Raw genomic sequence first — 23,652 nt, 5'->3', positions numbered from 1 at the left:
GCAAGCATCATACGGACGCACGGTCGGACGCCGCACCGGCCGGGTCAGCCGGCGGGCTTGCCGGCCAGCCCGCCGTGGAACGCGTCCGGCACCGCGGCCGGCGCGCCCCGGGGCCGCCACCGGGCCACCGGCACGATGCCCTCGGCCGTCGGCACCCACCGCCCCAGCAGCGGGGCGAACGACGCCGGGCTCCGCATCCGGAACTGTGGCCCCATCATCGCCAGCGCCTGCGGGTGTCCGGCCAGTTCCTCGCTGTCGAAGTCGAACGCCAGGAAGCTGCCCGGGGCCACCGCATCGTAGAGCTCGTCGAGGGTCCGGGCCAGCGTCTCGTCGTCCAGGAAGGCGGCCAGGCCGAGGAAGACCACGCCGACCGGTCTCCTCCCCCAGCCGGGCACGAAGCGGTGCAGCTGAGCCGGGTCGACGGTGCCGATGTCGGTGGCGTCGCCGTACCCGTAGCCGGCGCGGTCGCTGCCGGCCAGGATGCGCTGCCCGAGCCGGATGGTGACCGGGTCGACGTCGGTGTAGAGAACGGTGGCGGAGGTGGCCACCTCGTGCACGTTGCCCTGGGTGGGCAGGCCGGCCCCGAAGACGAGGAAGCCGTCGATCCCGGCCTCGGCGACCGCCCCGACCGCCCGGCCGAGGAAGTCCCGCAGGTCCCGGAAGATCGCCGCGCACGGCCCGTACGCCTCCTCGAAGGCACGGGCAGCCGCCACGTCCACCGGGAAGTGGTGCGCACCGCCCAACCAGAAGTCGATCATGCGGGCGGTGCTCGGCTGCTCCGGCTGCTCCGGCTCGGCCATCGACGGCGCTCCCTTCGGACGGGTGGGCGACAGCGTAGCGAGGTGACCGCCCTCGCGGTATCGCCCCGGCGACAGTCCCCGGGCCGCGATACTGGCCGCGGGCGGGAGGTGCGCGGCGGTGAACTCGGCGAACGGCGCGGCGGTGGTGGTGGGCGTGGACGGCTCGGAGCCGGCGCTGCGCGCCGTCCGGCTCGCTGCGGCGGAGGCGGCCCGCCGGCACCGGCCGCTGCGGGTGGTGCACGGGTTCATCTGGCCGCTGCTGCGGGTGCCCGTGGACCCGGCTGCCGACGCCCCGCCCGGCGGCGGGCTGCGCCACCAGGCGGAAGACCTCGTCGCGCGGGCGGTCGCCGAGGCGGAGGCGACCGTACCGGGGATCCGGGTGACCGGCGAGATCATCGACGGCGAGGCGTCGGCGGTGCTGCTCGGCGAGACGCCCACCGCCGCACTGGTCGTGCTCGGTGACCGCGGGCTGGGCGGCTTCGGCGCGCTGATCCTCGGCTCGGTGGCGGTGCAGGTCGCCACGTACGCGCAGTGCCCGGTGCTGGTGGCGCGCGGCGAGGAACACGGCGGCGGCCCGGTGGTGGTCGGGGTGGACGGCTCCCCGGCGGCCCGGGAGGCCGTGGAGTTCGCCGCCGAGCAGGCCGACATCCGAGGCGCCACGCTGCACGCCCTGCACGCCTACCGCCACCCGGCCTCCGGCGGCCCGGGCGACATGCAGCCGCTGGTCTACGACGCGTCCGAACTGCGCGCCGAGGAGAATCGGGTGCTCGTCGAGGCCCTGGCCGGCATCGGCGAGCGGTACCCCGACCTGCCGATCACCCGCGAGGTGGTGCGGGACCGGGCGGTCGCCGCGCTCACCGCCGCGTCCCGCCGGGCGCTGCTGGTGGTGGTGGGCGGCCGGGGACGCGGCGAGCTGGCCGGGCTGCTGCTCGGCTCGGTGAGCCACGGGGTGCTGCACCACAGCGCCTGCCCGGTCGCCGTGGTGCGTACCCCGGACTGAGCGGTTGACCCGCCGGCAGACGGGTAGACGGCCCGGGTACGGCACGCGGTGACAGCTACCGAGGAGGCGGCTATGCCAGGACCACGGCCGGGAAGCAACGCGTACGACAAGCAACGCGCGCGCCTGCGCGACCTGATCGAGCAGTCGGGGCGGGCGGCGGACCAGGAGGCCAACCAGGTCGCCAACCGGATCATGCAGGAGGATCGCGGCCAACGGGGCGTGGTCCGGGGGGAACGGACGTTCGGCCCGAAGGGTGAGCGCGAACCAGGCGATCCGAAGTGAGGGCTTCCGGTGTGGTCGACGGGGCGATCGCCGGCGCGGTCGGCAGCGCCGCGTTGAACGTGGTCGGCTACCTGGACATCGCGGTTCGGGCCAGACCGGTGAGCAGCACCCCGGAGGAGAGCATCGGACGGTTGGCCGGTCTCGCGCACGTGGACCTGGGCCCCGAGGACCGAGCGGCCAACCGCCGCACGGGCCTCGGGGCCATCCTCGGGTACGCCGTGGGGATCGGCGCCGGCGCCGCGTTCGGGGCGCTCGTGAGCGGTCGCCGGCTGCCGCCGGCGGTCGCGACCGCGCTGCTCGGCGGCGGGGTGATGGCCACCTCGATCGGCTCGCTCGCGACGCTGGGGATCAGCGACGCGCGCACCTGGAGCCGGTCCGACTGGCTCGCCGACATCGTGCCCCATCTGGCGTACGGAATGGCGGCCGCTGCCACCTTCAACCGGCTGCGGCCGCCCTCCGCGCGGTGCGGTTAGCCCCGGTCGTCACTTTCGTCGTCGGCGATCGGCTCACCGGCCGGGCCGTACGGCGAGACCTGCCCCTTCGGCACCGGCCGCCCCACGTCCGCGTTGGACGTGCCCTTGTGCTGCGGATGCCCGCCCGCGTCCGTGGCGGTCTTCCGACTGTCCGTACTGGTCGCGCCCTTGGCGTTGCGGCGGAACTCCATCTGCTGCGGGTTCACCACGGGTCTCTCCTTCCGACGGGGTGCACGGCCGACAGGTCGCGCACCCCATTCGCTTACCCGCCGCCGTGGCGCACATTCGACCGGTGGCGGCCCGGGTGATCCGCGCCGTGGCGGGTACTGCACGGTGATGGGGAACGACCGACGGGTGGCCCGGGCCCTGCTGGACCGACAGGGACGCACCTACGCCGAGGAGGCCGGCATCAAGCTGACCGACCGGCCGGGGCCGCTGTACCAGCTGCTGGTGCTGGCCACCCTGCTGAGCACCCGGATCCGGGCGGGGGTGGCGCTCGCCGCCGCGCGGGAACTCTTCGCCGCCGGCTGGCGCACCCCGCAGGCGATGGAGGCGGCGAGCTGGCAGGAGCGGGTCGACGCGCTGGGGCGCGGGCACTACCGCCGCTACGACGAGCGGACCGCCACGATGCTCGGCACCGGCGCCCGGCTCTGCCTGGACCGCTGGCACGGTGACCTGCGCCGGCTGCACCGGGAGGCCGACGGGCAGCCGACCGCGCTGCGCCGGCTCCTCACCGAGTTCCCCGGCATCGGTCCGACCGGCGCGGACATCTTCCTGCGGGAGGCGCAGGAGGTCTGGCCGGACGTGCGCCCGTACGCCGACCGGCGGACCCTGACCGGGGCGAAGCGGCTCGGGTTGCCGGCGAATCCGCGCGGACTGGCCGGCCTGGTCGGCGAGGCGGACTTCGGCCGGCTCGCCTCGGCGCTGGTCCGGGTGGCCCTCGGCGAGGAGTCCGCGGGCGAGGTCAGCCGCACCGCAGCGGCACGCTGAGCACTACTTGGCCGGCTTGTCGCCCGGCTTGGTCAGGTGCCACACCAGCAGGGCGGCCGCCAGGGCGAGCAGGACCACGCCGCCGGAGATTCCGCCCTCCCCGTCGGCGCTGCTCCCGGTCGCGCCGAAGTAGACCACCGCCAGCCCGGCGAGCACCGCCAGGAATGTCCGCGTCCCTCGGTCCTTCACGTCTTGCACCGTACGACCGGTTCCGAACCCGTACAGAGGTTTTCGTGGCCGGTAACCCGTCCGGGTCACTCGGCCCGGCCGCCGGCCGCCGGGCCGCGCAGCCGGACCCGCCGTATCGCCCGGTCGGCCACCTCGACCACCTCGACGGTGAGCCCGGGCAGCCGCACCGACTCCCCCGGCCCGTCGGGCAGCCGGCCCAGTCCGGCCAGGACCAGTCCGGCGACGGTGGTGTAGTCGCGCGGCAGCGGGAAGGCCAGGCGCACCCCCACGTCGGCCAGGTCGTGCAGCGGGAAGTCACCGGGGAGCACCAGTGCCCCGTCCGGTTCCCGCAGCACCCCGGAGACGTCGCGGTCGGTCTCGTCGTACAGTTCGCCGACGACCTCCTCCAGCAGGTCCTCCATGGTGATCAGGCCGTCGATGCCGCCGTACTCGTCGACCACCAGGGCGAGCTGTTCGTGGCGTTGCCGCAGCTGGCGCATGGCATCGGCGACCGGCAGCGTGCCGGGCAGCAGCAGCGGCCGGCGGGCCCGCTGGCCGGCGGTGTCGCCGTGGCCGTCGACCAGGTCGCGGATGTGCACCAGGCCCCGGACGTCGTCCAGCCCGCCCGGCCCCACGACCGGGGCGCGGGAGCGCCCGGTGGCGGCCATCCGGCGCATCGCCTCCGCCGCCGACAGCGAGGCGGGCAGCACCGTCACGTCGCGTCGGGGGACCAGGATCTCCCGCAGGGTCCGGCCGGCGATGTCGAACGCCCCGGACAGGATCTCCCGCTGCTGCGCCGACAGCCCCCGCTGGCTGACCAGCATCTCGCGCAGCTCCTCCTCGGTCACCTCCTGCCGCTGTGCCCGCGGGTCCCCGCCCGCGAGCCTGACCAGCAGGTCGGTGGCGCGGCTGAGCAGCCAGATCGCCGGCCGGGACAGCCGGGCGAGCACGTCCAGCGGGGGTGCGCTGAGCAACGCCCACCGTTCCGCCCACTGCATCGCCAGCCGTTTCGGGGCCAGCTCCCCGACGACCAGGGTGACGAAGGTCAGCACCACGGTCACCAGCACCACGGCCACCGGCCGGGCCGCGGCGCCGAGGAAGCCGAGCGGGCCGATCAGCGGCTGGGCCAGCGAGACGGCGGCGGCCGCCGAGGCGAGGAAACCCGCGAGGGTGATGCCGAGCTGGATGGTGGCCAGGTAGCGGTTCGGTTCGCGGGCCAGCCGGGCCAGCCGCGCTCCGGCCCGGCCGGAGCGGCCCAGCTGGCGCAGCTGCGCCTCGCGCAGTGTCACCAGCGCCATCTCGCTGCCGGACAGGGCGGCGTTGACCAGCACCAGGACGGCCACCAGCGCGAGCTGCCCGAGCATGCCACCCCCTCCCGGCGCCACCTTGGCCCCTACTCAACCGCAGTGGCGCCGCCGGAGAGGCCGGGTCAGTCGTTTTCCAGGTCGTCGAGGGAGATGGCGTGGGTCATCAGCCAGCGGGCCAGCGCCGACATGCCGAACAGCCACAGCGGGGCCGACTCGGTGGTGCCGTTGGTGGCGAAGATCGCGAACCGCAGGTCCGGCGCCCGGTACGCCTCGATCCGCCAGCGGTGGTTCTTGTCCCGCCAGACCGCCGATGGGTCCATGGCGTCACGGTAGGCGACGCGACGCCCGTCCCGGTGCGGCTTCGGGCCAGCGGCCATCCCGCCCCGGCGACCTAGCGGGAGTCAGGACGGGCCGCCGACCACCTCGCGGGCGTCGTCGGGCAGCCGGCGGGTGGCGCCGCGCCGGTCCAGCAGCTCCAGCAGCGGCACGGCGACCCGGCGGGTGGTGTCCAGCGCCTGCCGGGCGGCGCTGAGCGTGAACGGCTGCGGCAGCCCGGCCAGCACCCGGACCGCGTCGTCGAGCGCGCCGGGCAGCAGCACCACGTTCTCCGCCAGCCGCAGCAGCGCCCCGGCCCGCACAGCAGCGCCGATCTCCCGGGGGCCCAGGCCGAGGGTGGCGAGGCGGTCCGCCTCGGGGGCGCGGAACGGGTGGTCGGCGTACTCGGCGCGGACCCGCTGCACGGCCCGGGCCACCGGTGCGGGCAGCGCGTCGACCTCGGCCGCGGTGACCCGGCCGGCGCGCAGCGCCAGCGGCGGGCGGACCAGGGCCTCGACCAGCGCGCGGTCCGGCAGCTCGAGACGCCGGCGCAGCACCTCCACCGGGACGCCCGGGTCGAGGGGGTGCTCGCGCGCGTACCGGGTGGTCTCCTCGGCCAGCCGGCTGGCCAGCCGCCGCCAGTGCTCGGGGTCGGCGAGCCAGTCGCCGGCGACCGGGCCGACGGTGGCCGGCACCCCCATCCGGGTCAGCTCCCCGGCCCGGACCAGGGCCCGGCGGCGCAGCTCCCCGGCGAGGTCGGGCCGCCCGTCGAGGTCGGCGAGGACGGCCGCCCGGGCCGCGGCGGCGCCGCGCCGGCGCAGGGGCGGCGGCGCCACGTCCAGCACCATCACCCCGCCGCTGACGTGGTGCCGTCCGGGGTCGCGCAGCAGCGCCCGGTCGCCGACGAGCAGCGGCAGCGGCCGGGCCAGCCGCAGCCGGACGGTGTCCTGCCCGAGCGGGCGGACCCGGGCCGGCACGGCCGCCGAGCCCACGTGCAGGGTGAGGGTGGCGGGCAGGTCGGCGGCCGGGTCGCCGGCCAGCCGGACGTCGAGCAGGTCGGTGAGCCGGAACCGGCCGGGGGTGAGCAGGGCGTCGCCCCGGCCCAGCCGGTCCTTCGCCACGCCCCGCAGGTTGACCGCGACCCGGGCCACCGCGTCCACCCGGTCCTGGGCGGCGCCGAGGGAGTGCAGGCCGCGTACCCGGACCGGCTCGCCGGTGGCGGCCAGCTCGAGCTGGTCGCCGACCCGCAGCCGGCCGCCGCCGAGGGTGCCGGTCACCACGGTGCCGCTGCCCCGGATGGTGAAGGACCGGTCCACCCAGAGCCGCACCGGCACCTCCGGCGCGGGCGCCGGCAGGCGGGCGACCAGCCGGTCCAGGGCCGCGCGAAGCTCGGGCAGGCCCGTGCCGGTGACCGCGCTGACCGGTACCGCCTCCACCTCGCCGAGGCTGGTGGCGGCGAGCTCCGCCCGGGCCCGGGCCAACGCCGGTCCCGGGTCGGCCAGGTCCGCGCGGGTCACCGCCAGCAGCCCGTACGACACCCCGAGCGCGTGCAGCGCGGCCAGGTGCTCCGCGGACTGCGGCATCCAGCCCTCGTCGGCGGCGACGACGACCAGCGCGGCTGGGACGGGCCCGACGCCGGCGAGCATGTTCGGCACGAAACGCTCGTGGCCGGGCACGTCGACGAAGGCGATGGTGCCGCCGGCGGGCAGCGTGGTCCAGGCGAAGCCGAGGTCGATGGTCATGCCCCGGCGGCGTTCCTCGGCCCACCGGTCGGGTTCCATCCCGGTCAACGCCCGGACCAGTGTCGACTTGCCGTGGTCGACGTGACCGGCGGTGGCGACGACGTACATGTCAGCCGGCCGCCGGAACCCGCAGCACCGCCGCGCGCAGGGCGTCGTCGGCGGCCGGGGGGACGCAGCGCAGGTCCAGCAGGAGGCGGCCCCGCAGCACCCGGCCGAGCACCGGCGGCGCGCCCAGGCGCAGCGGTCCGGCGTACGCCTCGGGCAGGCTCAGCGCCCACGAGTCCAGCACGACGCCGGGTGCGCCGCCACCACCGACCACGGCGCTGCTCGGCACCACCTCGGCCTTGCAGCCGTCGGCGCCGAGCGCGTCGCGCAGCCGTTCGGCCCGCTCCCGCAGCCCGGCGGGGTCGGCGTGCAGGGCGGACCGGGTGGGGGTGTCCGGGCCGTGCAGGGTGGCCGCCAGAGCGGCCAGGGTGAGCTTGTCGACCCGCAGCGCGCGGGCGAGGGGGTGCCGGCGCAGCCGCTCGACCAACGCGGCGTCGCCGAGCAGCAGCCCCGCCTGCGGCCCGCCGAGGAGCTTGTCGCCGCTGGCGGTGACCAGCGCCGCGCCGGCCCGCAGGGTGCCGGCGGCGTCCGGCTCGTCGGGCAGCAGCGGGTCCGGCGCGAGCAGCCCGGAGCCGATGTCGGCCACCACCGGCACGCCGAGGGTGGCCAGCGCCCGGACCGGCACGGCCGAGGTGAAGCCGGTGACCAGGAAGTTCGACGGGTGCACCTTCAGCACGAAGCCGGTCGCCGGGCCGATCGCCGCCGCGTAGTCGGCCAGGGTGGTGCGGTTGGTGGTGCCGACCTCCCGCAGCCGGGCGCCGGTGCTCTCCAGCAGGTCCGGCAGGCGGAACCCGTCGCCGATCTCCACCAGTTCGCCCCGGCTCACCACGATCTCCGCGCCGGCGGCCAGTGCGGTGGCGGCGAGGACCAGCGCGGCGGCGCCGTTGTTCACCACGTGCACGGCCGCCGCGTCCGGCACCGCGGCGGCGAGCGCGTCCAGGGCGTCGCGTCCCCGCCGGGCGCGCCGCCCGGTGCGCAGGTCCAGCTCCACGTCCGTGTGCCCGGCGGCGGCGACGACCGCCTCGACGGCGGCGGTCGACAGTGGCGCCCGGCCGAGGTTCGTGTGCAGCACGACGCCGGTGGCGTTGAGCACCGCGCGCGGCGCCGGCGCGGGCAGCGCGGCGAGGACGTCGTCGGGCACCTGTTCGGGGGTGATCTCGCCGCGGCGGGCGCGCTCCTGGGCGCGGCCCACGACGGCCTTGACCCGCTCGCGGCCGAGGGTGGCGATCGCCGTGGCCAGGCGCGGGTCGGCGAGCAGGGTGTCGGTGCGCGGCACCCGCCGTCGTGGGTCGGCCGGCGCCTGGCCCATGCGCGTCATCTCCCCCGAGCGGTTTGGCGGAGACGGACGGGAATCGAACCCGCCTGGCCCGGGTCCCGGGCCACACCGGTTTTGAAGACCGGGAGGGGCACCAGCCTCCTGAACGCCTCCGTCGAGGAGTCAACCACAGCCCCCGGCCCGCCGCGCGGCGAGCCTCAGCCTTCGCCGGCCTCCCGGCGGCGCACCCGCTCCCGCTGCGGCACGACCGTGTACTTCGGATCCCGTGCCGAGGCGACGCCGCCGTGGAAGATGCCGAACCGGGTGGCCACCGACGCGGCGAGCAGCGCGCCGCCGGAGAGTGCGGAGATCAGCCTGCTGCGCCGGCCGACCAGCGCCCCGGCCACCCCGGCGACGGTCAGCGCCCGCCCGGCGCGCAGCAGCCGGCCGGCCCGGCCCGTCCGGTACGGCTCGCTGAGCAACCCGAGCCGGGTCTCCACCGAATGCGAGCCGAGCAGCTCCAGCGCCGCGCCGGCCACGGCCATCCGCCGCGCCGGGCCGGCCTGCGCGCACGGCGCGGCGATCAGGCCCACGCCGGCGCCGCTGGCCAGCGCGCTGCCCGCGAAGATGGTCGGCAGTTCCGGGTACGCCTCGTGCCACGACGGCACCGCCGTCCCGGCCAGCAGCACCCCGGTATACGTGGCCAGGGCCGGCGCGGTGGCGGCGGCGGCCAGCCCGGCGGCCTGCCCGACCGGGGGCAGTACCCGGCGGGCCAGCCCGAGCACGCCGCGCTCGGGGAGCCAGGGCGCCGCCTCGGCGATCGCGGCAACGCCGGCGGCCGGCCCGAAGGCGCTCAGGATCCAGGTGCCCACCGACATCGGCGAGGTCGGCTTCGCGACCCGCAGCATGTGGTGGAAGCGGGACGGCCGCCCCAGGTCGTGGATCAGGAAGTACGCGCTGGCGGTGACCGCGCCCAGCGCAGTGACCCGGCCGGCGCGGCGCAACGCCGGGCGGCCGGTGAGCTGCCCGCCGGCGGCCAGGAGTGACGAGCCGGCGGCCAGGCCCCCGGTGAACAGGTACGCGGCGATGTCCCACCGCCACACCGGCGCCTTGAGGATCGGCCGGCCGTAGTACGAGGTGAACTCGGCCTCCGGCACCCGCAGCTCCTCGCCACCGCGGCCCGCCCGCCGGCGGCGACCTTTGCGGTCCACCGGCGCGACGTCGCGGGGCGGCTCCGGGGCGAGGCGCACCTCGGCGGCTCCCGAGTCGGTACGGGCCAGATCGGCGCCGCCAGCGGCGATCTTCGGGCCGTGGTCGCCCCGGTGGCCGGGGCCGCCGAGTCGGCCGGGCCCCTGCGTCTCCAGCCGATCGCGGAAGCGACGGAACAGCGAGCCGACCGGCGCGCGGTCCGGACTCACGACGAACCTCCGATGAACGCGGCGACGGCGGCCGCCGTCATGGCCAGCGCGGCCAGCCCGGCCCGCTTCCACATCTTCGGCAGGTCGCGGGTGGTCACCACCGGGTCCGGCGGCAGGCCGTACACCTCGGGCTCGTCGAGCAGCAGGAAGAACGCGCCGTCACCGCCGACGCCGTCGGTGGGGTCGTTGCCGTAGAGCCGCGCCTCCGGCACTCCCCGCTCGTGCAGCTGGGTGACCCGCCGCGCCGCCCGCTCCCGCAGCTCGTCCAGTGGGCCGAACTGAATCGACTCGGTGGGGCAGGCCTGCGCGCAGGCGGGTGTCATGCCCGCGCCGAGGCGGTCGTAGCAGAGCGTGCACTTCCACGCCCGGCCGTCGCCCTTACGCTGGTCGATCACCCCGTACGGGCAGGCCGAGATGCAGTAGCCGCAGCCGTTGCAGATGTCCTCCTGGACCACCACCGTGCCGAACTCGGTGCGGAACAGCGAGCCGGTCGGGCAGACGTCCAGGCAGGCGGCGTGGGTGCAGTGCTTGCAGACGTCCGACATCATCAGCCAGCGGAAGTCGGTGCGCTCCTCGACGCCGGTGGACCGGCCGGGCGGCTGCGAACCGGGCATGCCGAGGAACTGACCGCCCGTACCTGTGCCGGTGCCGCGATCGGTGACGGTAGCCGGTGCCGCGGCGCCGTCGGCCGCCATCTGGGCGGCGGCGGAGGCCGAGCCCGGCGGCACGCCCGGGTCGGTGCCGGTCGGATTGCCGGTGCCGGCGGCGACGGCCGCCGAGGACGCGCTGACCGACCCGTCGGTCGGGGCGCCGGCGAACGGCGGCGTGCGGTGCCCGGCCGGGACGGGCTGCTCGATGAAGGCCACGTGCCGCCAGGAGTTGGCGGTCAGCGCGCCGGTGTTGTCGTACGACATGCCGAGCAGGTCGAACCCGGAGTCCGGTACCCCGTTCCACTCCTTGCAGGCCACCTCGCACGCCTTGCAGCCGATGCAGACGCTGGTGTCGGTGAAGAAACCCAGCCGCGGGCCGGCCTCGACCCAGCCGGCGTCCGGGGCGGGGTCGAGGGGCCCGTAGAGGCTGTTGGCGTCAGGCATCGTCGCCATCCTCCCCCTCGGCGGGCGCCGGCGCAGGGGGGCGTACCCCGTCGGTCATCGTGGGCGCCGCCCGGCCCGGCACGATCCCGGCCCGCCGCTGGTACTCGGCGACCAGGTCCCGCAGGGCCGGCCCGGTCGGCCGCCGCCCGGGCCGCACGTCACAGGTGCCGACCTTGCTCTCCTGGATCAGTACGTTCGGGTCCAGGGTGATGCCGAACAGGTCGTTGGCCGAGTCGCCGGTCACCAGGCCCTCGAAGCCGAAGTGGTACGGCAGCCAGACCTGGTGGATCACCCGACCGTCCACCCGCAGCGGGGTGAGCCGGTCGGTGACCAGCACCCTCGCCTCGATCACCGCCCGGCCGCTGACCAGGTGCGCCCAGCCCAGGTGGGTCACCCCGACCTCGGCGGCCAGCTCCGGCGACACCTCGACGAACATCTCCGGCTGCAACTCCGCCAGCGGCCGGACCGTCCGGCTCATCGCGCCGGCCGTGTGGTGCTCGGTCAGCCGGCTCACCGTGAACACGTACGGGAAGACCTGGCTGTGCTCCTCGGGCGGGCTCGGGTTCACCGAGTTCACCGGGTGCGCGTAGACCTTCCGGGTCGGGTTGGCCTGCTGACCGTAGAGCGGGTTGCGCAGCGGCGACTCGGCCGGCTCGAAGTGCGTCGGCAGCGGGCCGTCGAGCACCCCGCTCGGCGCGTACAGCCAGCCCTTGCCGTCGGGCTGCATGACGAACGGGTCGTCGCCGGCGATCCCCGCCGGCCCGGACGCGCCCTCCGGCGGCCGGTACGTCGGCGGCTTGGTCTTCTCGAAGTCCGGTACGTCGTAGCCGGTCCACTCGCCCGCGTCCGGGTCCCACCAGACGTAGCGCTTGCGCTCGCTCCACGGACGGCCCTGCGGGTCGGCCGAGGCGCGGTTGTACAGGGTGCGGCGGTTCGCCGGCCAGGCCCACCCCCACTCGGCGGCCACCCAGTCCTGCTCGTGCCGGGACTTCCGCCGGGCCGCCTGGTTGACCCCGTCGGCGTAGACGCCGGTGTAGATCCAGCAGCCGATGGCGGTGGTCCCGTCGTCCCTGGCCTCGGCGAACGCGGACAGCGGGCGGCCGGTCGCCACGTCGTACCCGTTGATCTCGCGCAGCACCGCCTCGGCGCTGGGCTCCGCGTGCGGACCGTGCGTGGGGTAGTCCCAGGCCAGGTCGAGCAGCGCCCGGTCGCGCGGCTGGTCCGAGCCGGCCAGCTTCTCCCGCAGCCGGCGACCCAGGTGGTAGAAGAACCACAGCTCGGAGCGGGCGTCGCCCGGCGGGTCGAGGGCCTTCTCCCGCCACTGCAACAGCCGCTGCGTCTGGGTGAAGGTGCCCTCCTTCTCCACGTGCGAGGCGGCGGGCAGGAAGAACACCTCGGTGCGGCATTCCTCCGGCACGATCTCGCCGGTGGCGACCTCCGGGCCGTTCTTCCAGAAGGTCGCGCTCTCGATCATGAACAGGTCGCGGACGACCAGCCAGTCGAGGTTGGCCATGCCCAGGCGCTGCGCGCGGCCGTGCGCGGAGCCGACCGCCGGATTCTGGCCGAGCAGGAAGTAGCCCTTGACCTTGCCGTCGATCATGTTCAGCACCTGCTGGTAGGTGCCGTGGTCGCCGGTCATCCGGGGCAGGTACCCGTAGCAGAAGTCGTTCTCGGCCGTGGCCGCGTCACCCCAGTACGCCTTGAGCAGGCTCGCCCCGAAGGCGCGCGCGTTGCCCCAGAAACCCTTCTGCCCGGGGTGCCGGATGCTGTCCACCCACTCGTCGAAGGTCGGGTGGTCGGCGTGGTGCGGCATCGGCAGGTAGCCGGGGAGCAGGTTGAACAGCGTCGGGATGTCGGTGGACCCCTGGATGCTGGCGTGCCCGCGCAGCGCCAGGATCCCGCCGCCGGGCCGACCCATGTTGCCCAGCAGGAGCTGGATGATCGCGCCGGTGCGGATGTACTGCACCCCGACGCTGTGCTGGGTCCAGCCCACCGAGTAGATGAGCACCCCGGTGCGCTCCCGGCCGGAGTTCTCCGTCCAGGCGCGGGCCAGCTCCAGGAACCTGTCCTGCGGGATGCCGCAGACCCGCTCCACCATCTCCGGGGTGTAGCGGGCGAAGTGCCGCTTGAGGATCTGGTAGACGCAGCGCGGGTGCTGCAACGTCTCGTCCCGCGGCACCTGACCGGCGACCTGCGCACCGTGCGACTCGTGCCGCAGCCCGGCCGCGCTGTCCCGCTCCTTGGCGGTGTGCCCGCTGCCGGAGGAATCCTCGTGGCCCTCGTACTGCCAGCTGTCCTGCACGTAGCTGCTGGTCTCCGGATCGAACCCGGAGAAGAAGCCGTCACCGTCCTCGGCGTCGACGTACCGCTCGCTGACGATGGTGGCGGCGTTGGTGTACGCCAGCACGTACTCCCGGAAGTCCAGCTCGTTCTCCAGGATGTAGCGCACCACCCCGCCGAGCAGCGCGATGTCGGTGCCCGCGCGGATCGGCAGGTACGTGTCGGCCACGGCGCTGGTCCGGGTGAACCGGGGATCGACGTGGAACACCTTGGCGCCGCGCCGCTTGGCCTCCATCACCCACTGGAAGCCCACCGGGTGGGCCTCGGCCATGTTCGAGCCCTGGATGACGATGACGTCAGCGTTGGCGACGTCCTGCTGGAAGTCCGTCGCGCCACCGCGACCGAAGCTGGTCCCCAGACCGGGGACGGTGGCGGAGTGTCAAATCCGCGCCTGGTTCTCGATCTGGAGCGCCCCCATCGCCGTGAACAGCTTCTTGATGAGGTAGTTCTCCTCGTTGTCCAGCGTCGCCCCGCCCAGGCTGGAGATGCCCAGCGTCCGGTTGAGCGGCCGGCCCTCGCTGTCGACGTCCTCCCAGGTCTCCTCGCGGGCGGCGAGGATCCGGTCGGCGATCATGTCGAGCGCGGTGTCGAGTTCCAGGTCCTCCCACTCGGTGGCGTACGGCCGGCGGTAGCGGACCGTGGTCTGCCGCAGCGGGCTGGTCACCAGGCTCTTGCTGGCCGAACCCTTCGGGCAGAGCCGGCCGCGCGAGATCGGACTGTCCGGGTCGCCCTCGATCTGGGCGACCCGACCGTCGGTGACGAACACCCGCTGCCCGCAGCCCACCGCGCAGTACGGGCAGACCGAGCGGGCCATCCTGTCCGCCGTCTCCGTGCGCGCCGTCAGCTCGGCGGAGCGGCCGGACTGCGCGGCGGCGCCCCGACCGAGCGGGTCGGTGCCGGTGAGCTGCCGGTAGACCGGCCAGCCCTCGAGGAAGGTACGCACGCCCATGCTCCCGCACCCCCTCCCCGACGCCGTAGACCCTCTGAAGATAGGGCAGCGCGACGGTGCCCGCGAGCGGAGCGGAGGGATCCCTTTCGCCGGTACGAGACAGCGCCGCCCCCGGCCCTGGTGGGTCGGGGGCGGCGCTTGGGGTGTCGGTGTGCAGGTCGCCTCTCGGCGAGTGGCACGACGCGGCTCCAGCCGAACGGTATTCCGCGAAGGCAATTTAGGTGAGGCCCGGGGACACTGGACACACCGACACCTGACTCAACAGGCTACCCGCTCCGGGTCTTCCACCCGGCTTCGTGACGCCCACCACTGCTGTGGCTTCCGGCTCGCCGGTGGTGTGGCCCGCCGCTTGCGGCCTGTCGGTGCCGCGCGCCGCTGGCCGGCACCCCGGGTTCGGGGTGCCGGCCAGCGTGCCGTTCACGTGCGGTCAGCCGTTCCAGTGTTCGGCGACCAGGTCGGCGGCCTGCCGCTCCCACTGCGCGTAGGCGTCGGGGTAGGCCGAGACCTGCACGGTCTGCGCGGCCTCGGTCAGCGGCATGTCCTGCCAGCCGTCGACCTGCTTGAGGCCCTTGAGGAACGCCTTGGTGGCGTACTCGGGGTCGGTGATCTGCTTCGGGCTGCCCCAACCGCTGGACGGGCGCTGCTGGAACAGGCCCAGCGAGTCGTGGTCGTTGCGATCACCCAGGTGGCCCAGGTTCTCCAGCTTCGACTCCTGCAGAGCGGTGGCGATCGAGACCACGGCGGCCCGCTCGTCCATGCCCGACTTCTTCGTCGCGCCGATGATCGCCTTGACATTCTTCGTCTGCTCGCTGTCCAGCGTGATGCGCGACTGCTTGCCCTGCACACCGTGCGGGATCAGCTTGCCCTTGTCCACCTTGTCGGCCTGCACCACGGCCACGGCCTTGGCCTCGACCGGGTTGGCGTGGGCCTCGGTGACGGGGCCGGCGAAGACGCCACCGGCGAAGGCCAGACCAGCGATACCCAGCACGCTCTTCCGCAGAATGGTCGTGTTCATGGGGGAAGCTCCTTCAGGGGGTTGACGCCGCCGGTCGACCGGGGGATCGACATGACAGGCGGCGTAAGCACCACGAGCAGGCGCTCACACACAAGGGAAAGTCTCTGCCCGGCAGGCTTCACGAGCGGGAGCTCGGCGCCGGGTCCATGTGTAACGACCGGCGGTCCACCATCATTCCGGGGGCCCGCATCCCGGGCCGGCCACTCGATCGGGCCAGGCCAGCGGGCTTGCTCCTGCGGTCGTACAGAGGGTGTAACGACCCCGGGCCGGCCGCCATTCCGGGGTGGGGGTGCCGCCGGTCACGGGATCGGCCATCCGATCCGGGCATGAACCGGACACCGTGCCGGTCAGTTGACAGGTGCGAATCGGACAAACGCCGATCACTTCCCCCCACCCGGGCCCGCCCCGGCCCGGATCGTGGTTGTCGCCGCAGGATGACACCTCGACCAGCGCGGCACCTCGATCGACACCGTTTCACCGCAATGGCGCTCTCCGCCCCGATTCGACCCCACCACGACGGCGACATCGCGTGACGCCACCACCGCCGACGGGACCAGACGCCGATCCACCCGGACGTCGACGCGGCGGCGACCAGCAGCCGACCGGCCAGCCTGAGGCAGGCGAGGCCGGTCTGCGTCGTGGTCGGTGCCGGAAACGGCCGCGAGCGGCCGGAACGGGGGTGTTGGGAGCGGAGGCGCGAGACGGGGGAAATGGGCGGAGGGCGGAATGCGGGCGGCCTGGTCGGCTGCGCGGAGCGGAGTCGGCGTTACCCTGACACCATGCAGGCCGTCGTCAGCACCGCACCCCACCTGGCCCGCCCGGGCCGTCCCGCCGTGGTGGCGCGCACCCTGGCGGAGCTGGCCGGCCCCACCCGGGGGGTGGTGGAGCTGCCGGTGCGGTTGATGTGGAACGCCGACCGGACGTTCGACCTGGCCGACCCGGACCAGCTGCTCTGGATGTACGAGAACGTGCTGCGGGAGACCACCCGCGCCGAGGACCTGCGACACCTGATCAACGGCCGGACGCTGCGGCGGGTGTGGCGGCGGCTGAACCTGCCCCGGGGCGTCCGGCAGGCGTGGGAGAGCCGGCACCGGGGTCTGCGTACCGCGTGAGCGGCCGCCACCTGCACGAGTTCTACCGGGAGGTCGCCCGGGTGGCGCTCACGGCGGCCGGGCCGCACCGGTTCGTGCTCGGCGGCGGGGTGGCCTGGGCCGCGCACGGGCTGGTCACCCGCCCCACCGAGGACGTCGACCTGTTCGCCGACGTGGAGGGCGCGGCGGCGGCCGCCGCGGCGGAGGTACGGGCGGCGCTGGAGCGGGCCGGGTTCGAGGTGGCCGACGCCGACCCGGACAGCGACCTGGGCGGGCTGTTCGACGGCTTCGACCGGGACATGAAGGACTTCGTGGTCACCCGCGGCCCGAGGCGGATCCGGCTGAGCCTGGCCCGGCTCGACCGGTACCGCTCCCCCGTGGTGATGGATTTCGGCCCGGTGATGGACGTCCGCGACCTGGTGGCGAACAAGACCGCCGCGCTGGTGAACCGGCGCGAGGTCCGCGACTACATCGACGTGTCGGCGGCGCTGGACCACTACCCGGTGGCCGAGCTGCTGGCGCTGGCCCGGCAGGTCGACCCGGCGCTGGACGACGACGACGTCCGGGCGGCGGGCCGCTACCTGGACCGGGTGCCGGACCAGCGGTTCACCCGCTACGGCCTGGACGCGGCGCGGATCGGCGAGGTCCGTCGCCGGCTGGCCGCCTGGCCCCGCTGACCGCCGCGACGGCCAGCGGGGCGCGCCGCGCTCACTTGGTGAAGCGTCCGCCGGTCACGCCGAGGATCTCGCCGGTGACGTAGCTGGACTCCTGCGAGGCGAAGAAGACGTACGCGGGGGCGAGTTCCGCCGGCTGGCCGGGCCGCCCCATCGGGGTGTCCGTGCCGAACTGCTTGACCTTCTCCTGCGGCATGGTGGCCGGGATGAGCGGCGTCCAGACCGGGCCGGGGGCCACCGCGTTGACCCGGATGCCCTTCTCGGCCAGCTGCGCCGCGAGCCCCTTGGTGAAGTTGGCGATCCCCGCCTTGGTGGTGGCGTAGTCGAGCAGCTGCGGTGACGGGTCGAAGGCCTGGATCGACGTGGTGTTGATGATCGTGGCGCCGTCCTCCATGTGCGGGATCGCCTCCTGGCACAGCCAGAACATGGCGTACAGGTTCGTCTTCAGGACCCGGTCAAACTGGGCGGTGCTGATGCCGGCGATGCCGTCGTCCTGGGACATCTGGTAGGCGGCGTTGTTCACCAGGATGTCGATGCCGCCCAGGTCGACCAGGGTCCGCTTGACCAGTTCCCGGCAGTGGCTCTCGTCGGTGAGGTCGGTGCGCACCGCCACGCCCCGGCGGCCGGCCTCCTCGACCAGCCGCACCGTCTCCCGGGCGTCGGCGTCCTCCTCCTCGCTCAGGTAGGAGATGACCACGTCGGCGCCCTCGCGGGCGAAGGCGATCGCCACCGCACGGCCGATGCCGGAGTCACCGCCGGTGATCAGGGCCCGCTTCCCGGTCAGCCGGTCGCTGCCCCGGTACGACTCCTCGCCGTGGTCGGGCTTCGGGCCCATCTCGCCGGTCGCGCCGGGCGCGGACTGCTGCTGGGCGGGCTGGCCCTGCTGCTGGCCGTACTGCTCGGTGGGGTCCTGCTGGGTGTACTGGTCCTCGCTCACCGGTGCTCCTCGGGGTAGTTCGTCCGGCCTTCTGCTCGTCTGCCCTACCCGGCGGCCGGGACCGGAAACGACGGCGACGGCCGCCCGGATGACCTGGGTGTTACGCGACGGTGGCCGGCGGCGCTGGTGGGGTGGAACAGCTCGGGCCGCTGTGGCGGTAGTGACAGCGGCTCGTTATGGTGCGCAACGGCGCCCACGAGGCGCCCCACCCCCATTGGAAGGGCACCGCATGACCTCCTCCTCCGGCGCCTCGCGCCGCCAGGTGCTGGCCGTCGCCGCCGCCGCGGCGACCACCCCCCTGCTCGCCGGCGCCCCCGCCCGGGCCGCCGAGGCGACGGGACCGAAGACCTGGGACCTGACCGTGCTCGGCACGTCGGACACGCACGGCAACGTCTACAACTGGGATTACTACAAGGACGCCGAGTACGACGACAGCAGGCACAACGACGTCGGCGTCGCCAAGCTGGCCACCCTGGTCAACCAGATCCGCGCCGAGCGCAAGGGCAAGCCGACCCTGGTCCTCGACGCCGGGGACACCATCCAGGGCACGCCGCTGGCCACCTACTACGCCAAGCAGGAGCCGATCACCACCAGCGGTGAGACGCACCCGATGGCGAACGCGATGAACATCCTGAAGTACGACGCGGTGACGCTGGGCAACCACGAGTTCAACTACGGCCTGCCGCTGCTGGCCACCTGGATCTCGCAGCTCGGCTTCCCGGCGCTCGCCGCCAACGCGGTCAACGCGGCCACCGGCAAGCCGGCCTACCTGCCGTACGTGATCAAGAAGGTCCGCCTCGGCGGCTGGGACTCCCCGACCATCAACGTCGGCATCCTCGGCCTCACCAACCCGGGCGTGGCCATCTGGGACAAGGGCAACGTCGAGGGCAAGCTGGTCTTCCCGGGCATGGTGGAGACCGCCGCCAAGTGGGTGCCGATCATGCGCGAGCGCGGCGCCGACCTGGTCATCATCTCGGCGCACGGCGGCGACAGCGGCACCTCCAGCTACGGTCCGGAGCTGCCGAACGAGAACCCCGTCGCGCTGATCGCCCAGCAGGTCCCCGGCATCGACGCGATCCTCTTCGGCCACGCCCACGCCGAGGTGGTGGAGAAGTTCGTCACCAACACGGCGACCGGCGAGCAGGTGCTCACCGCCGAGCCGTCGAAGTGGGGCCAGCGGCTGACCCGGATGGACTTCACCGTCCAGAAGGTGCGCGGCACCTGGAAGGTCGTCACCAAGCGCGCCACCATGCTCAACACCAACACGGTGGTGGAGGACCCGGCGGTGCTCGCGGCCGTGCGCGGCCAGCACGGCAAGACCGTCGACTACGTCAACACGGTCGTCGCCCAGTCCTCCGAGGAGCTGTCGGCCGCCGAGTCGCGGTACAAGGACACCCCGATCCTGGACTTCATCAACCACGTCCAGACCGAGGTCGTCACCGCGGCGCTGGCCGGCACGTCGTACGCGTCGCTGCCGGTGCTGTCGATCGCCGCCCCGTTCAGCCGCACCGCGGTCTTCCCGCAGGGCGACGTGCGGATCCGCGACGTGGCCGGCCTCTACGTCTTCGACAACACCCTCGAGGCCGTGGTGCTCACCGGCGCCGAGGTGAAGGCGTACCTGGAGTACTCGGCGAAGTACTTCGTCACCCTGCCGGTCGGCGCGGCCGTCGACCCGGCCACCATCAGCGACCCGGCCGTGCCGGACTACAACTACGACGTGATCTCGGGCGTCGACTACGACATCGACATCAGCAAGCCGGTCGGCCAGCGGATCACCCGCCTGGTGGTGGCGGGCACCGACACCCCGGTCGCCGACACCGCGCAGTTCGTCATCGCGGTGAACAACTACCGGCGCAGCGGCGGCGGCAACTTCCCCGGCATCGTCAAGACCCAGGTCTACAACGAGCAGCAGGAGATCCGCCAGCTGCTGATCGACTGGGCGCAGGCGAAGGGGACCATCGACCCGACCGACTTCTACGTCCCGAACTGGAAGCTGGTGCGCGAGGGCGTGCCGGTCTTCTGAGCCGTACCACCGGCACACGCCGACGGGCCGCGGGGATCGATCCCCGCGGCCCGTCCGCGTCCGGCGCCGCCCCGCCGGTCGGGGTCAGCCGCCCGGCCCGAGCCGGAGGTGCCACTCGTCGTCGTTGGTCGACTCGGGTCGGTCGCGGCGCGGATCGGTCTCGGTGAGCTCCACCCGCTCGTCGGGGCGGACCCCCGGCGGCAGTTCACCGAAGCGCACATGGCGGAGGAAGGCGTACGCCTCGTCGTCGAACGAGGTGGGCTCCGGGTCGGTCATGCCCGCATTGTGCCCCCGCCGGTCCAGCACCGCCGTCGCATCAGCGACGCCCGCGCCGGTGAGCGCGCCGCCAGGGCCTTGGCGGTCGTCGTGCCCCTGAGCGGGGGTGTCAGCCGGATCGGGTGGCCATCGGCCGGGCGGGGGTCGAGGGCGTGCGCTGCCGTACCGGCGGGAGGCGGTCCAGCAGCGCCAGACCGGCCCGGACGGGAGCGCGGTTCAGCGTCTGGTCGAAGCTGGCCCGGCCCTGGCAGAACCGGACGAACATCCCCCAGCCGGCCGGCGTCGCCAGCAGGGCGTGGAAGACGTCGGGCCGGCGTTCGAACACCTCCAGCAGCCGGTGCCCGGCCCGCATCGACGGAACCAGGTGCTCGGTCACGTCCCGCTCGTAGCCGGCCAGGTCACCGGCGACGACCGCCGCGCCGGCGAGCGCCCCGGAGCGCAACGCGTAGCTGATGCCCTCCCGGCTCCACGGCTCCAGCAGGCCGGCCGCGTCGCCGGCGACCAGCACCCGGCCGTGCCGCAGCGGCGACCCCTCCGCCCGGCAGCGGGTCAGGTGCCCGGAGTCGTGCTCGGCCGCCACCCCGGACAGCCCGAGCCGGTCGACGAAGCGGCGCAGGTACTCGCGGGTCCGCTCCCCCTCGCCCCGGGCGGCGATCACCCCCACCGTCAGGCTCGACCCCTTGGGAAAAACCCAGGCGTACGAGCCGGGCACCGCTCCCCAGTCGAGCAGCAGCCGGCCGCGCCAGCGCCGCTGCTCGGCCGGCGGCACCGGCAGCTCCCGCTCCAGGCCCAGGTCCACCTGTCGGAAACGGACACCCACGTGCCGGGAACTGACCCCCGAGGAACCGTCCGCCCCGATGACCGTCCGGGCGTGCACGGTCTGACCGTCGGCCAGCCGTACGCGTACCCCGTCAGGGTCCTGGTCGATGCCGCGCACCGCGACGCCCTCGCGCAGCTCGGCCCCGGCGGCGACCGCGGCGGCGCGCAGCCGGTCGTCGAACTCGTCCCGGCGGACCATGGCCACCAGTGGGGTACGGTGCCGGCGGGTGAAGGCGCGTCGCCCGTCCCGGGTGAAGGTCACCCGGTCGACCCGGTCGTGCGCGGGCACCTCGATGCGGCCCGCGACCGCCGTCAGCGAGGTGCCGATCAGCCCGCCGCCACACGTCTTGTAACGGGGGTGCGCGGCCCGGTCCAGCACCAGCGTGCGCACCCCCGCGCCGGCCGCGGCGTGGGCGGCGGAGAGCCCGGCGGGGCCGGCGCCGACGACGACGAGATCCCAGGTGATCACGGGCTCCACCCTAGGGCACCCCGGCGCGGCCGGCCGCTCACGACCGACCGATCGGGTGGGCATTGTCGGTCACCCGGCGGGTAAGCCGCGGTACCCAGACCGCCCGTGCGACGGGCGGGTCACGGCAAGGAGGTCACCATGCAGCAGGTACGTCTGTCGGAGGCCGAGGTACGGGTGTACGACGCGGTCGCCACGCTGGAGGCGCGCGGCCAGGTGCCGTACCCGGACTCGATCGCCCAGGAGGCGGGGATGGCGGAGGAGGAGGTGCACGGCCCGTTGCACCTGCTCACCGAGAAGGACCTGCTGCACCGGGAGGACTCCCCGATGGCCGGGCTGGACTTCGGTCCACGCTGGTGTGCGCGCCAGATGGCGTGATCGGTTTGCCCCTCGGGGCGCCGGGTAGCGGTCGGTGATGGATCATCGGCCGGTCGCCGGGACGGACGCGGGTGACCGACGCCGCTGGCAAGCCCTCGGCGTCGGGCTGGTCGCGGCGTTCATGACGCTGCTGGACGTCAGCATCGTCAACGTGGCCGTCCCGTCGATGGACCGCGCGCTGCACGCGAGCCCGAGCGACCTGCAGTGGGTGCTGTCCGGGTACGCGCTGACGTTCGGCCTGATCCTGGTGCCCGCCGGCCGGCTCGGCGACGCCCGCGGGCGACGCACCGCCTTCGTGGTGGGCGTCGCCCTCTTCACGCTCACCAGCGCCCTCGCCGGCCTGGCCACCTCGCCCGCCTGGCTGGTCACCACCCGGCTGCTCCAGGGTGCCGCCGCCGGGGTGGTCAACCCCCAGGTGACCGGTCTGATCCAGCAGCTGTTCCGGGGCGCCGAACGGGGCCGGGCCTTCGGTCTGCTCGGCGCGACCATCGGCATCTCCACCGCGGTCGGCCCGCTGCTCGGCGGGCTGCTCATCCAGCTCGGCGGCGAGGAACACGGCTGGCGCTGGGTGTTCTTCGTCAACGTGCCGGTGGGCATCCTCGCGGTGGTGCTCGGCTGGCGGCTGCTGCCCGCCCCACCGGCCGGGCAGCCCGACCGGCACCGACTCGACCCGGTCGGTGTCCTGCTGCTCGGCGTCGGCGTGCTGCTCCTGCTGCTGCCGCTGGTGCAACGCGAGCAGTGGCAGAGCCCGTGGAAGTGGGCGCTCGTCCCGGCCGGCCTGGCCGTCCTGGTCGGCTTCGGCCTCTGGGAGCGCCGGTACGGCCGCCAGCAGACACCCCTGTTCGACCTGCGGCTGTTCCGGCTGCGCTCGTACACCCTCGGCGCGTTGATCGCGCTGGTCTACTTCGGCGGGTTCACCGCCATCTTCTTCATCTTCACGCTCTACCTGCAGAACGGCCTCGGCTACAGCGCGCTGATCGCCGGCCTGGCGATCACGCCGTTCGCCCTCGGCTCCGCGCTGGCCTCGACGCTCGGCGGCCGGATCGTCAACCGCTTCGGCCGCCCGCTCGTCGGCATCGGGCTGGTCGTCGTGGTGATCGGCCTCGGCACTGTGGTGATCGTGCTGCGCGGCTCGCCGCAGCACTCCGTACCGCTGTTGACCGCGGTGCCGCTGCTGGTGGCCGGGCTGGGCAGCGGGCTGGTCATCACGCCGAACCAGACCCTCACCCTCTCCCAGGTGCCGGTGCCGCAGGCGGGCAGCGCGGCCGGGATGCTCCAGACCGGCCAGCGGATCGGCTCGGCGGCCGGGATCGCGGCGGTCGGGGCGATGTTCTTCTCCTCGCTCGCGAGCACGGGTGGGGACTGGGGGGCGGCGTTCCGGCACTCGTTGCTGCTGGCGGCGGGGGTGGTCGTGCTGGCGTTGGTGGCGGCGGGGGTGGACATCTGGGTGGGGCATCGGCGGGGGTGATCCGGTCCGCCGGGGTGATCTTCGCTGCGCGGGCTGGTCGGTGGGTTTCGTGCCGGCGGCTGGTCGGTGGGATTCGCGGCGCCGGCTGGTCGGTGGTGGGTGTGTGGCACGCCGTGCCCGGCTCCGGGCGGTCAGGCTTGATCCCTGCGCCGGGCACGGCGGGCCACACCCCCGCCGTGCGCACCCTCCGCGCGGGCCTCGCCGCCCCAACCCCCACACCCCTTTCGACCGCCCGCCGTCGCCGACCCGCGCCGCGATCCGCCGACC

23 protein-coding genes and 1 tRNA gene are annotated in these 23,652 nt (G+C 74.4%); 9 read left to right on the top strand and 15 right to left on the bottom strand.

Annotated elements, in window-relative coordinates; genetic code table 11:
* Positions 1-44: 44 nt before the first annotated feature.
* A complete protein-coding gene (locus V6U89_RS22605; RefSeq protein WP_334573343.1) occupies positions 45-800 on the bottom strand; it encodes an SAM-dependent methyltransferase in 756 nt (251 codons plus the stop codon).
* Positions 801-918: 118 nt separating this feature from the next.
* Between V6U89_RS22605 and V6U89_RS22600 the strand changes: the two genes are divergently transcribed.
* The 3 genes from V6U89_RS22600 (at position 919) to V6U89_RS22590 (ending at position 2,555) form a co-directional block, all read left to right on the top strand.
* Positions 919-1,800 (top strand): universal stress protein, encoded by an 882-nt coding sequence (locus V6U89_RS22600; RefSeq protein ID WP_334573342.1) that lies wholly within the window; start codon positions 919-921, stop codon positions 1,798-1,800.
* Positions 1,801-1,872: 72 nt separating this feature from the next.
* Entirely contained in the window at positions 1,873-2,082 is a 210-nt protein-coding gene (locus V6U89_RS22595; protein ID WP_210778069.1) for a phosphatidylethanolamine-binding protein, read from the top strand.
* Positions 2,079-2,555 (top strand): hypothetical protein, encoded by a 477-nt coding sequence (locus V6U89_RS22590; protein WP_334573341.1) that lies wholly within the window; start codon positions 2,079-2,081, stop codon positions 2,553-2,555. The genes V6U89_RS22595 and V6U89_RS22590 overlap by 4 nt, the downstream gene beginning before the upstream one ends.
* Here the strand turns inward: V6U89_RS22590 and V6U89_RS22585 are convergent.
* Positions 2,552-2,764 carry a hypothetical protein gene (locus V6U89_RS22585; RefSeq protein WP_280840253.1) on the bottom strand — a complete coding sequence of 71 codons (213 nt, stop codon included), beginning with the start codon at positions 2,762-2,764 and terminating at the stop codon, positions 2,552-2,554. The genes V6U89_RS22590 and V6U89_RS22585 overlap by 4 nt on opposite strands.
* Before the next feature lie 127 nt (positions 2,765-2,891).
* On the opposite strand from V6U89_RS22585, the gene V6U89_RS22580 reads away from it, so the two are divergent.
* On the top strand, positions 2,892-3,545 hold the full coding sequence (locus tag V6U89_RS22580) for a hypothetical protein (RefSeq protein WP_334573340.1): 654 nt from the start codon (positions 2,892-2,894) through the stop codon (positions 3,543-3,545).
* Positions 3,546-3,548: 3 nt separating this feature from the next.
* Here the strand turns inward: V6U89_RS22580 and V6U89_RS22575 are convergent, their stop codons facing one another.
* The 10 genes from V6U89_RS22575 to V6U89_RS22530 all read right to left on the bottom strand — a co-directional run bounded on the left by V6U89_RS22575 (position 3,549) and on the right by V6U89_RS22530 (position 15,253).
* On the bottom strand, positions 3,549-3,734 hold the full coding sequence (locus V6U89_RS22575; RefSeq protein WP_334573426.1) for a hypothetical protein: 186 nt from the start codon (positions 3,732-3,734) through the stop codon (positions 3,549-3,551).
* 65 nt (positions 3,735-3,799) lie between these two features.
* On the bottom strand, positions 3,800-5,077 hold the full coding sequence (locus tag V6U89_RS22570) for a hemolysin family protein (RefSeq protein WP_334573339.1): 1,278 nt from the start codon (positions 5,075-5,077) through the stop codon (positions 3,800-3,802).
* A 65-nt stretch (positions 5,078-5,142) separates the two neighbouring features.
* Positions 5,143-5,340 (bottom strand): hypothetical protein, encoded by a 198-nt coding sequence (locus V6U89_RS22565; RefSeq protein ID WP_088962125.1) that lies wholly within the window; start codon positions 5,338-5,340, stop codon positions 5,143-5,145.
* Between the two features lie 81 nt (positions 5,341-5,421).
* Positions 5,422-7,185 carry a selenocysteine-specific translation elongation factor gene (selB, locus tag V6U89_RS22560; protein ID WP_334573338.1) on the bottom strand — a complete coding sequence of 588 codons (1,764 nt, stop codon included), beginning with the start codon at positions 7,183-7,185 and terminating at the stop codon, positions 5,422-5,424.
* A 1-nt stretch (position 7,186) separates the two neighbouring features.
* Positions 7,187-8,491 carry an L-seryl-tRNA(Sec) selenium transferase gene (gene selA / locus V6U89_RS22555; RefSeq protein WP_334573337.1) on the bottom strand — a complete coding sequence of 435 codons (1,305 nt, stop codon included), beginning with the start codon at positions 8,489-8,491 and terminating at the stop codon, positions 7,187-7,189.
* A 24-nt stretch (positions 8,492-8,515) separates the two neighbouring features.
* Positions 8,516-8,611: transfer RNA gene (locus tag V6U89_RS22550), tRNA-Sec, on the bottom strand.
* Positions 8,612-8,655: 44 nt separating this feature from the next.
* A complete protein-coding gene (gene nrfD, locus V6U89_RS22545) occupies positions 8,656-9,855 on the bottom strand; it encodes an NrfD/PsrC family molybdoenzyme membrane anchor subunit (protein WP_334573336.1) in 1,200 nt (399 codons plus the stop codon).
* Entirely contained in the window at positions 9,852-10,949 is a 1,098-nt protein-coding gene (locus V6U89_RS22540; RefSeq protein ID WP_334573335.1) for a 4Fe-4S dicluster domain-containing protein, read from the bottom strand. Before V6U89_RS22540 ends, nrfD begins: the two co-directional genes overlap by 4 nt.
* Entirely contained in the window at positions 10,942-14,238 is a 3,297-nt protein-coding gene (gene fdh / locus V6U89_RS22535) for a formate dehydrogenase (protein WP_334573334.1), read from the bottom strand. The genes V6U89_RS22540 and fdh overlap by 8 nt, the downstream gene beginning before the upstream one ends.
* A 427-nt stretch (positions 14,239-14,665) precedes the next feature.
* Positions 14,666-15,253, bottom strand: coding sequence for a hypothetical protein (locus V6U89_RS22530; RefSeq protein ID WP_334573333.1), 588 nt, complete (start codon positions 15,251-15,253; stop codon positions 14,666-14,668).
* A 779-nt stretch (positions 15,254-16,032) separates the two neighbouring features.
* Here V6U89_RS22530 and V6U89_RS22525 point away from each other — a divergent pair.
* Together V6U89_RS22525 and V6U89_RS22520 are read left to right on the top strand one after the other, a co-directional pair.
* On the top strand, positions 16,033-16,365 hold the full coding sequence (locus tag V6U89_RS22525; RefSeq protein WP_334573332.1) for a hypothetical protein: 333 nt from the start codon (positions 16,033-16,035) through the stop codon (positions 16,363-16,365).
* Entirely contained in the window at positions 16,362-17,021 is a 660-nt protein-coding gene (locus tag V6U89_RS22520) for a nucleotidyl transferase AbiEii/AbiGii toxin family protein (RefSeq protein WP_334573331.1), read from the top strand. The genes V6U89_RS22525 and V6U89_RS22520 overlap by 4 nt, the downstream gene beginning before the upstream one ends.
* Positions 17,022-17,052: 31 nt before the next feature.
* Here V6U89_RS22520 and V6U89_RS22515 read toward each other — a convergent pair whose 3' ends face one another.
* Positions 17,053-17,955, bottom strand: coding sequence for an SDR family oxidoreductase (locus V6U89_RS22515; RefSeq protein WP_334573330.1), 903 nt, complete (start codon positions 17,953-17,955; stop codon positions 17,053-17,055).
* A 229-nt stretch (positions 17,956-18,184) separates the two neighbouring features.
* Here V6U89_RS22515 and V6U89_RS22510 point away from each other — a divergent pair, with 229 nt between their 5' ends.
* Positions 18,185-19,978, top strand: a complete 1,794-nt coding sequence (locus V6U89_RS22510; RefSeq protein WP_334573329.1) for a bifunctional metallophosphatase/5'-nucleotidase — start codon at positions 18,185-18,187, stop codon at positions 19,976-19,978.
* A gap of 84 nt (positions 19,979-20,062) precedes the next feature.
* Here the strand turns inward: V6U89_RS22510 and V6U89_RS22505 are convergent, their stop codons facing one another.
* Both V6U89_RS22505 and V6U89_RS22500 read right to left on the bottom strand, forming a co-directional pair.
* Entirely contained in the window at positions 20,063-20,254 is a 192-nt protein-coding gene (locus V6U89_RS22505; RefSeq protein WP_334573328.1) for a hypothetical protein, read from the bottom strand.
* 109 nt (positions 20,255-20,363) lie between these two features.
* Positions 20,364-21,542, bottom strand: a complete 1,179-nt coding sequence (locus tag V6U89_RS22500) for a geranylgeranyl reductase family protein (RefSeq protein WP_334573327.1) — start codon at positions 21,540-21,542, stop codon at positions 20,364-20,366.
* Between the two features lie 138 nt (positions 21,543-21,680).
* Here V6U89_RS22500 and V6U89_RS22495 point away from each other — a divergent pair, with 138 nt between their 5' ends.
* Both V6U89_RS22495 and V6U89_RS22490 read left to right on the top strand, forming a co-directional pair.
* Positions 21,681-21,917 carry a hypothetical protein gene (locus tag V6U89_RS22495; protein WP_088962112.1) on the top strand — a complete coding sequence of 79 codons (237 nt, stop codon included), beginning with the start codon at positions 21,681-21,683 and terminating at the stop codon, positions 21,915-21,917.
* Between the two features lie 37 nt (positions 21,918-21,954).
* Positions 21,955-23,385 (top strand): MFS transporter, encoded by a 1,431-nt coding sequence (locus tag V6U89_RS22490; protein ID WP_334573326.1) that lies wholly within the window; start codon positions 21,955-21,957, stop codon positions 23,383-23,385.
* Positions 23,386-23,652: the final 267 nt, after the last annotated feature.

The organism is Micromonospora sp. CPCC 206171 (assembly GCF_036906755.1).
Taxonomy (GTDB): domain Bacteria; phylum Actinomycetota; class Actinomycetes; order Mycobacteriales; family Micromonosporaceae; genus Micromonospora; species Micromonospora purpureochromogenes.
Note: the sequence above shows the minus strand (reverse complement) of the source record. Positions and strands in the feature narration are given on the sequence as shown.

Bases quoted from the DNA above. Each gene is read 5' to 3' on its own strand.
- V6U89_RS22565 (WP_088962125.1), bottom strand. From the start codon at position 5,340: ATGGACCCATCGGCGGTCTGGCGGGACAAGAACCACCGCTGGCGGATC.
- V6U89_RS22495 (WP_088962112.1), top strand. From the start codon at position 21,681: ATGCAGCAGGTACGTCTGTCGGAGGCCGAGGTACGGGTGTACGACGCG.
- V6U89_RS22540 (WP_334573335.1), bottom strand. From the start codon at position 10,949: ATGCCTGACGCCAACAGCCTCTACGGGCCCCTCGACCCCGCCCCGGAC.
- selB (WP_334573338.1), bottom strand. From the start codon at position 7,185: ATGTACGTCGTCGCCACCGCCGGTCACGTCGACCACGGCAAGTCGACA.
- V6U89_RS22505 (WP_334573328.1), bottom strand. From the start codon at position 20,254: ATGACCGACCCGGAGCCCACCTCGTTCGACGACGAGGCGTACGCCTTC.
- V6U89_RS22580 (WP_334573340.1), top strand. From the start codon at position 2,892: ATGGGGAACGACCGACGGGTGGCCCGGGCCCTGCTGGACCGACAGGGA.
- V6U89_RS22530 (WP_334573333.1), bottom strand. From the start codon at position 15,253: ATGAACACGACCATTCTGCGGAAGAGCGTGCTGGGTATCGCTGGTCTG.
- V6U89_RS22605 (WP_334573343.1), bottom strand. From the start codon at position 800: ATGGCCGAGCCGGAGCAGCCGGAGCAGCCGAGCACCGCCCGCATGATC.
- V6U89_RS22525 (WP_334573332.1), top strand. From the start codon at position 16,033: ATGCAGGCCGTCGTCAGCACCGCACCCCACCTGGCCCGCCCGGGCCGT.
- V6U89_RS22570 (WP_334573339.1), bottom strand. From the start codon at position 5,077: ATGCTCGGGCAGCTCGCGCTGGTGGCCGTCCTGGTGCTGGTCAACGCC.
- V6U89_RS22595 (WP_210778069.1), top strand. From the start codon at position 1,873: ATGCCAGGACCACGGCCGGGAAGCAACGCGTACGACAAGCAACGCGCG.
- V6U89_RS22490 (WP_334573326.1), top strand. From the start codon at position 21,955: ATGGATCATCGGCCGGTCGCCGGGACGGACGCGGGTGACCGACGCCGC.
- V6U89_RS22510 (WP_334573329.1), top strand. From the start codon at position 18,185: ATGACCTCCTCCTCCGGCGCCTCGCGCCGCCAGGTGCTGGCCGTCGCC.
- selA (WP_334573337.1), bottom strand. From the start codon at position 8,491: ATGGGCCAGGCGCCGGCCGACCCACGACGGCGGGTGCCGCGCACCGAC.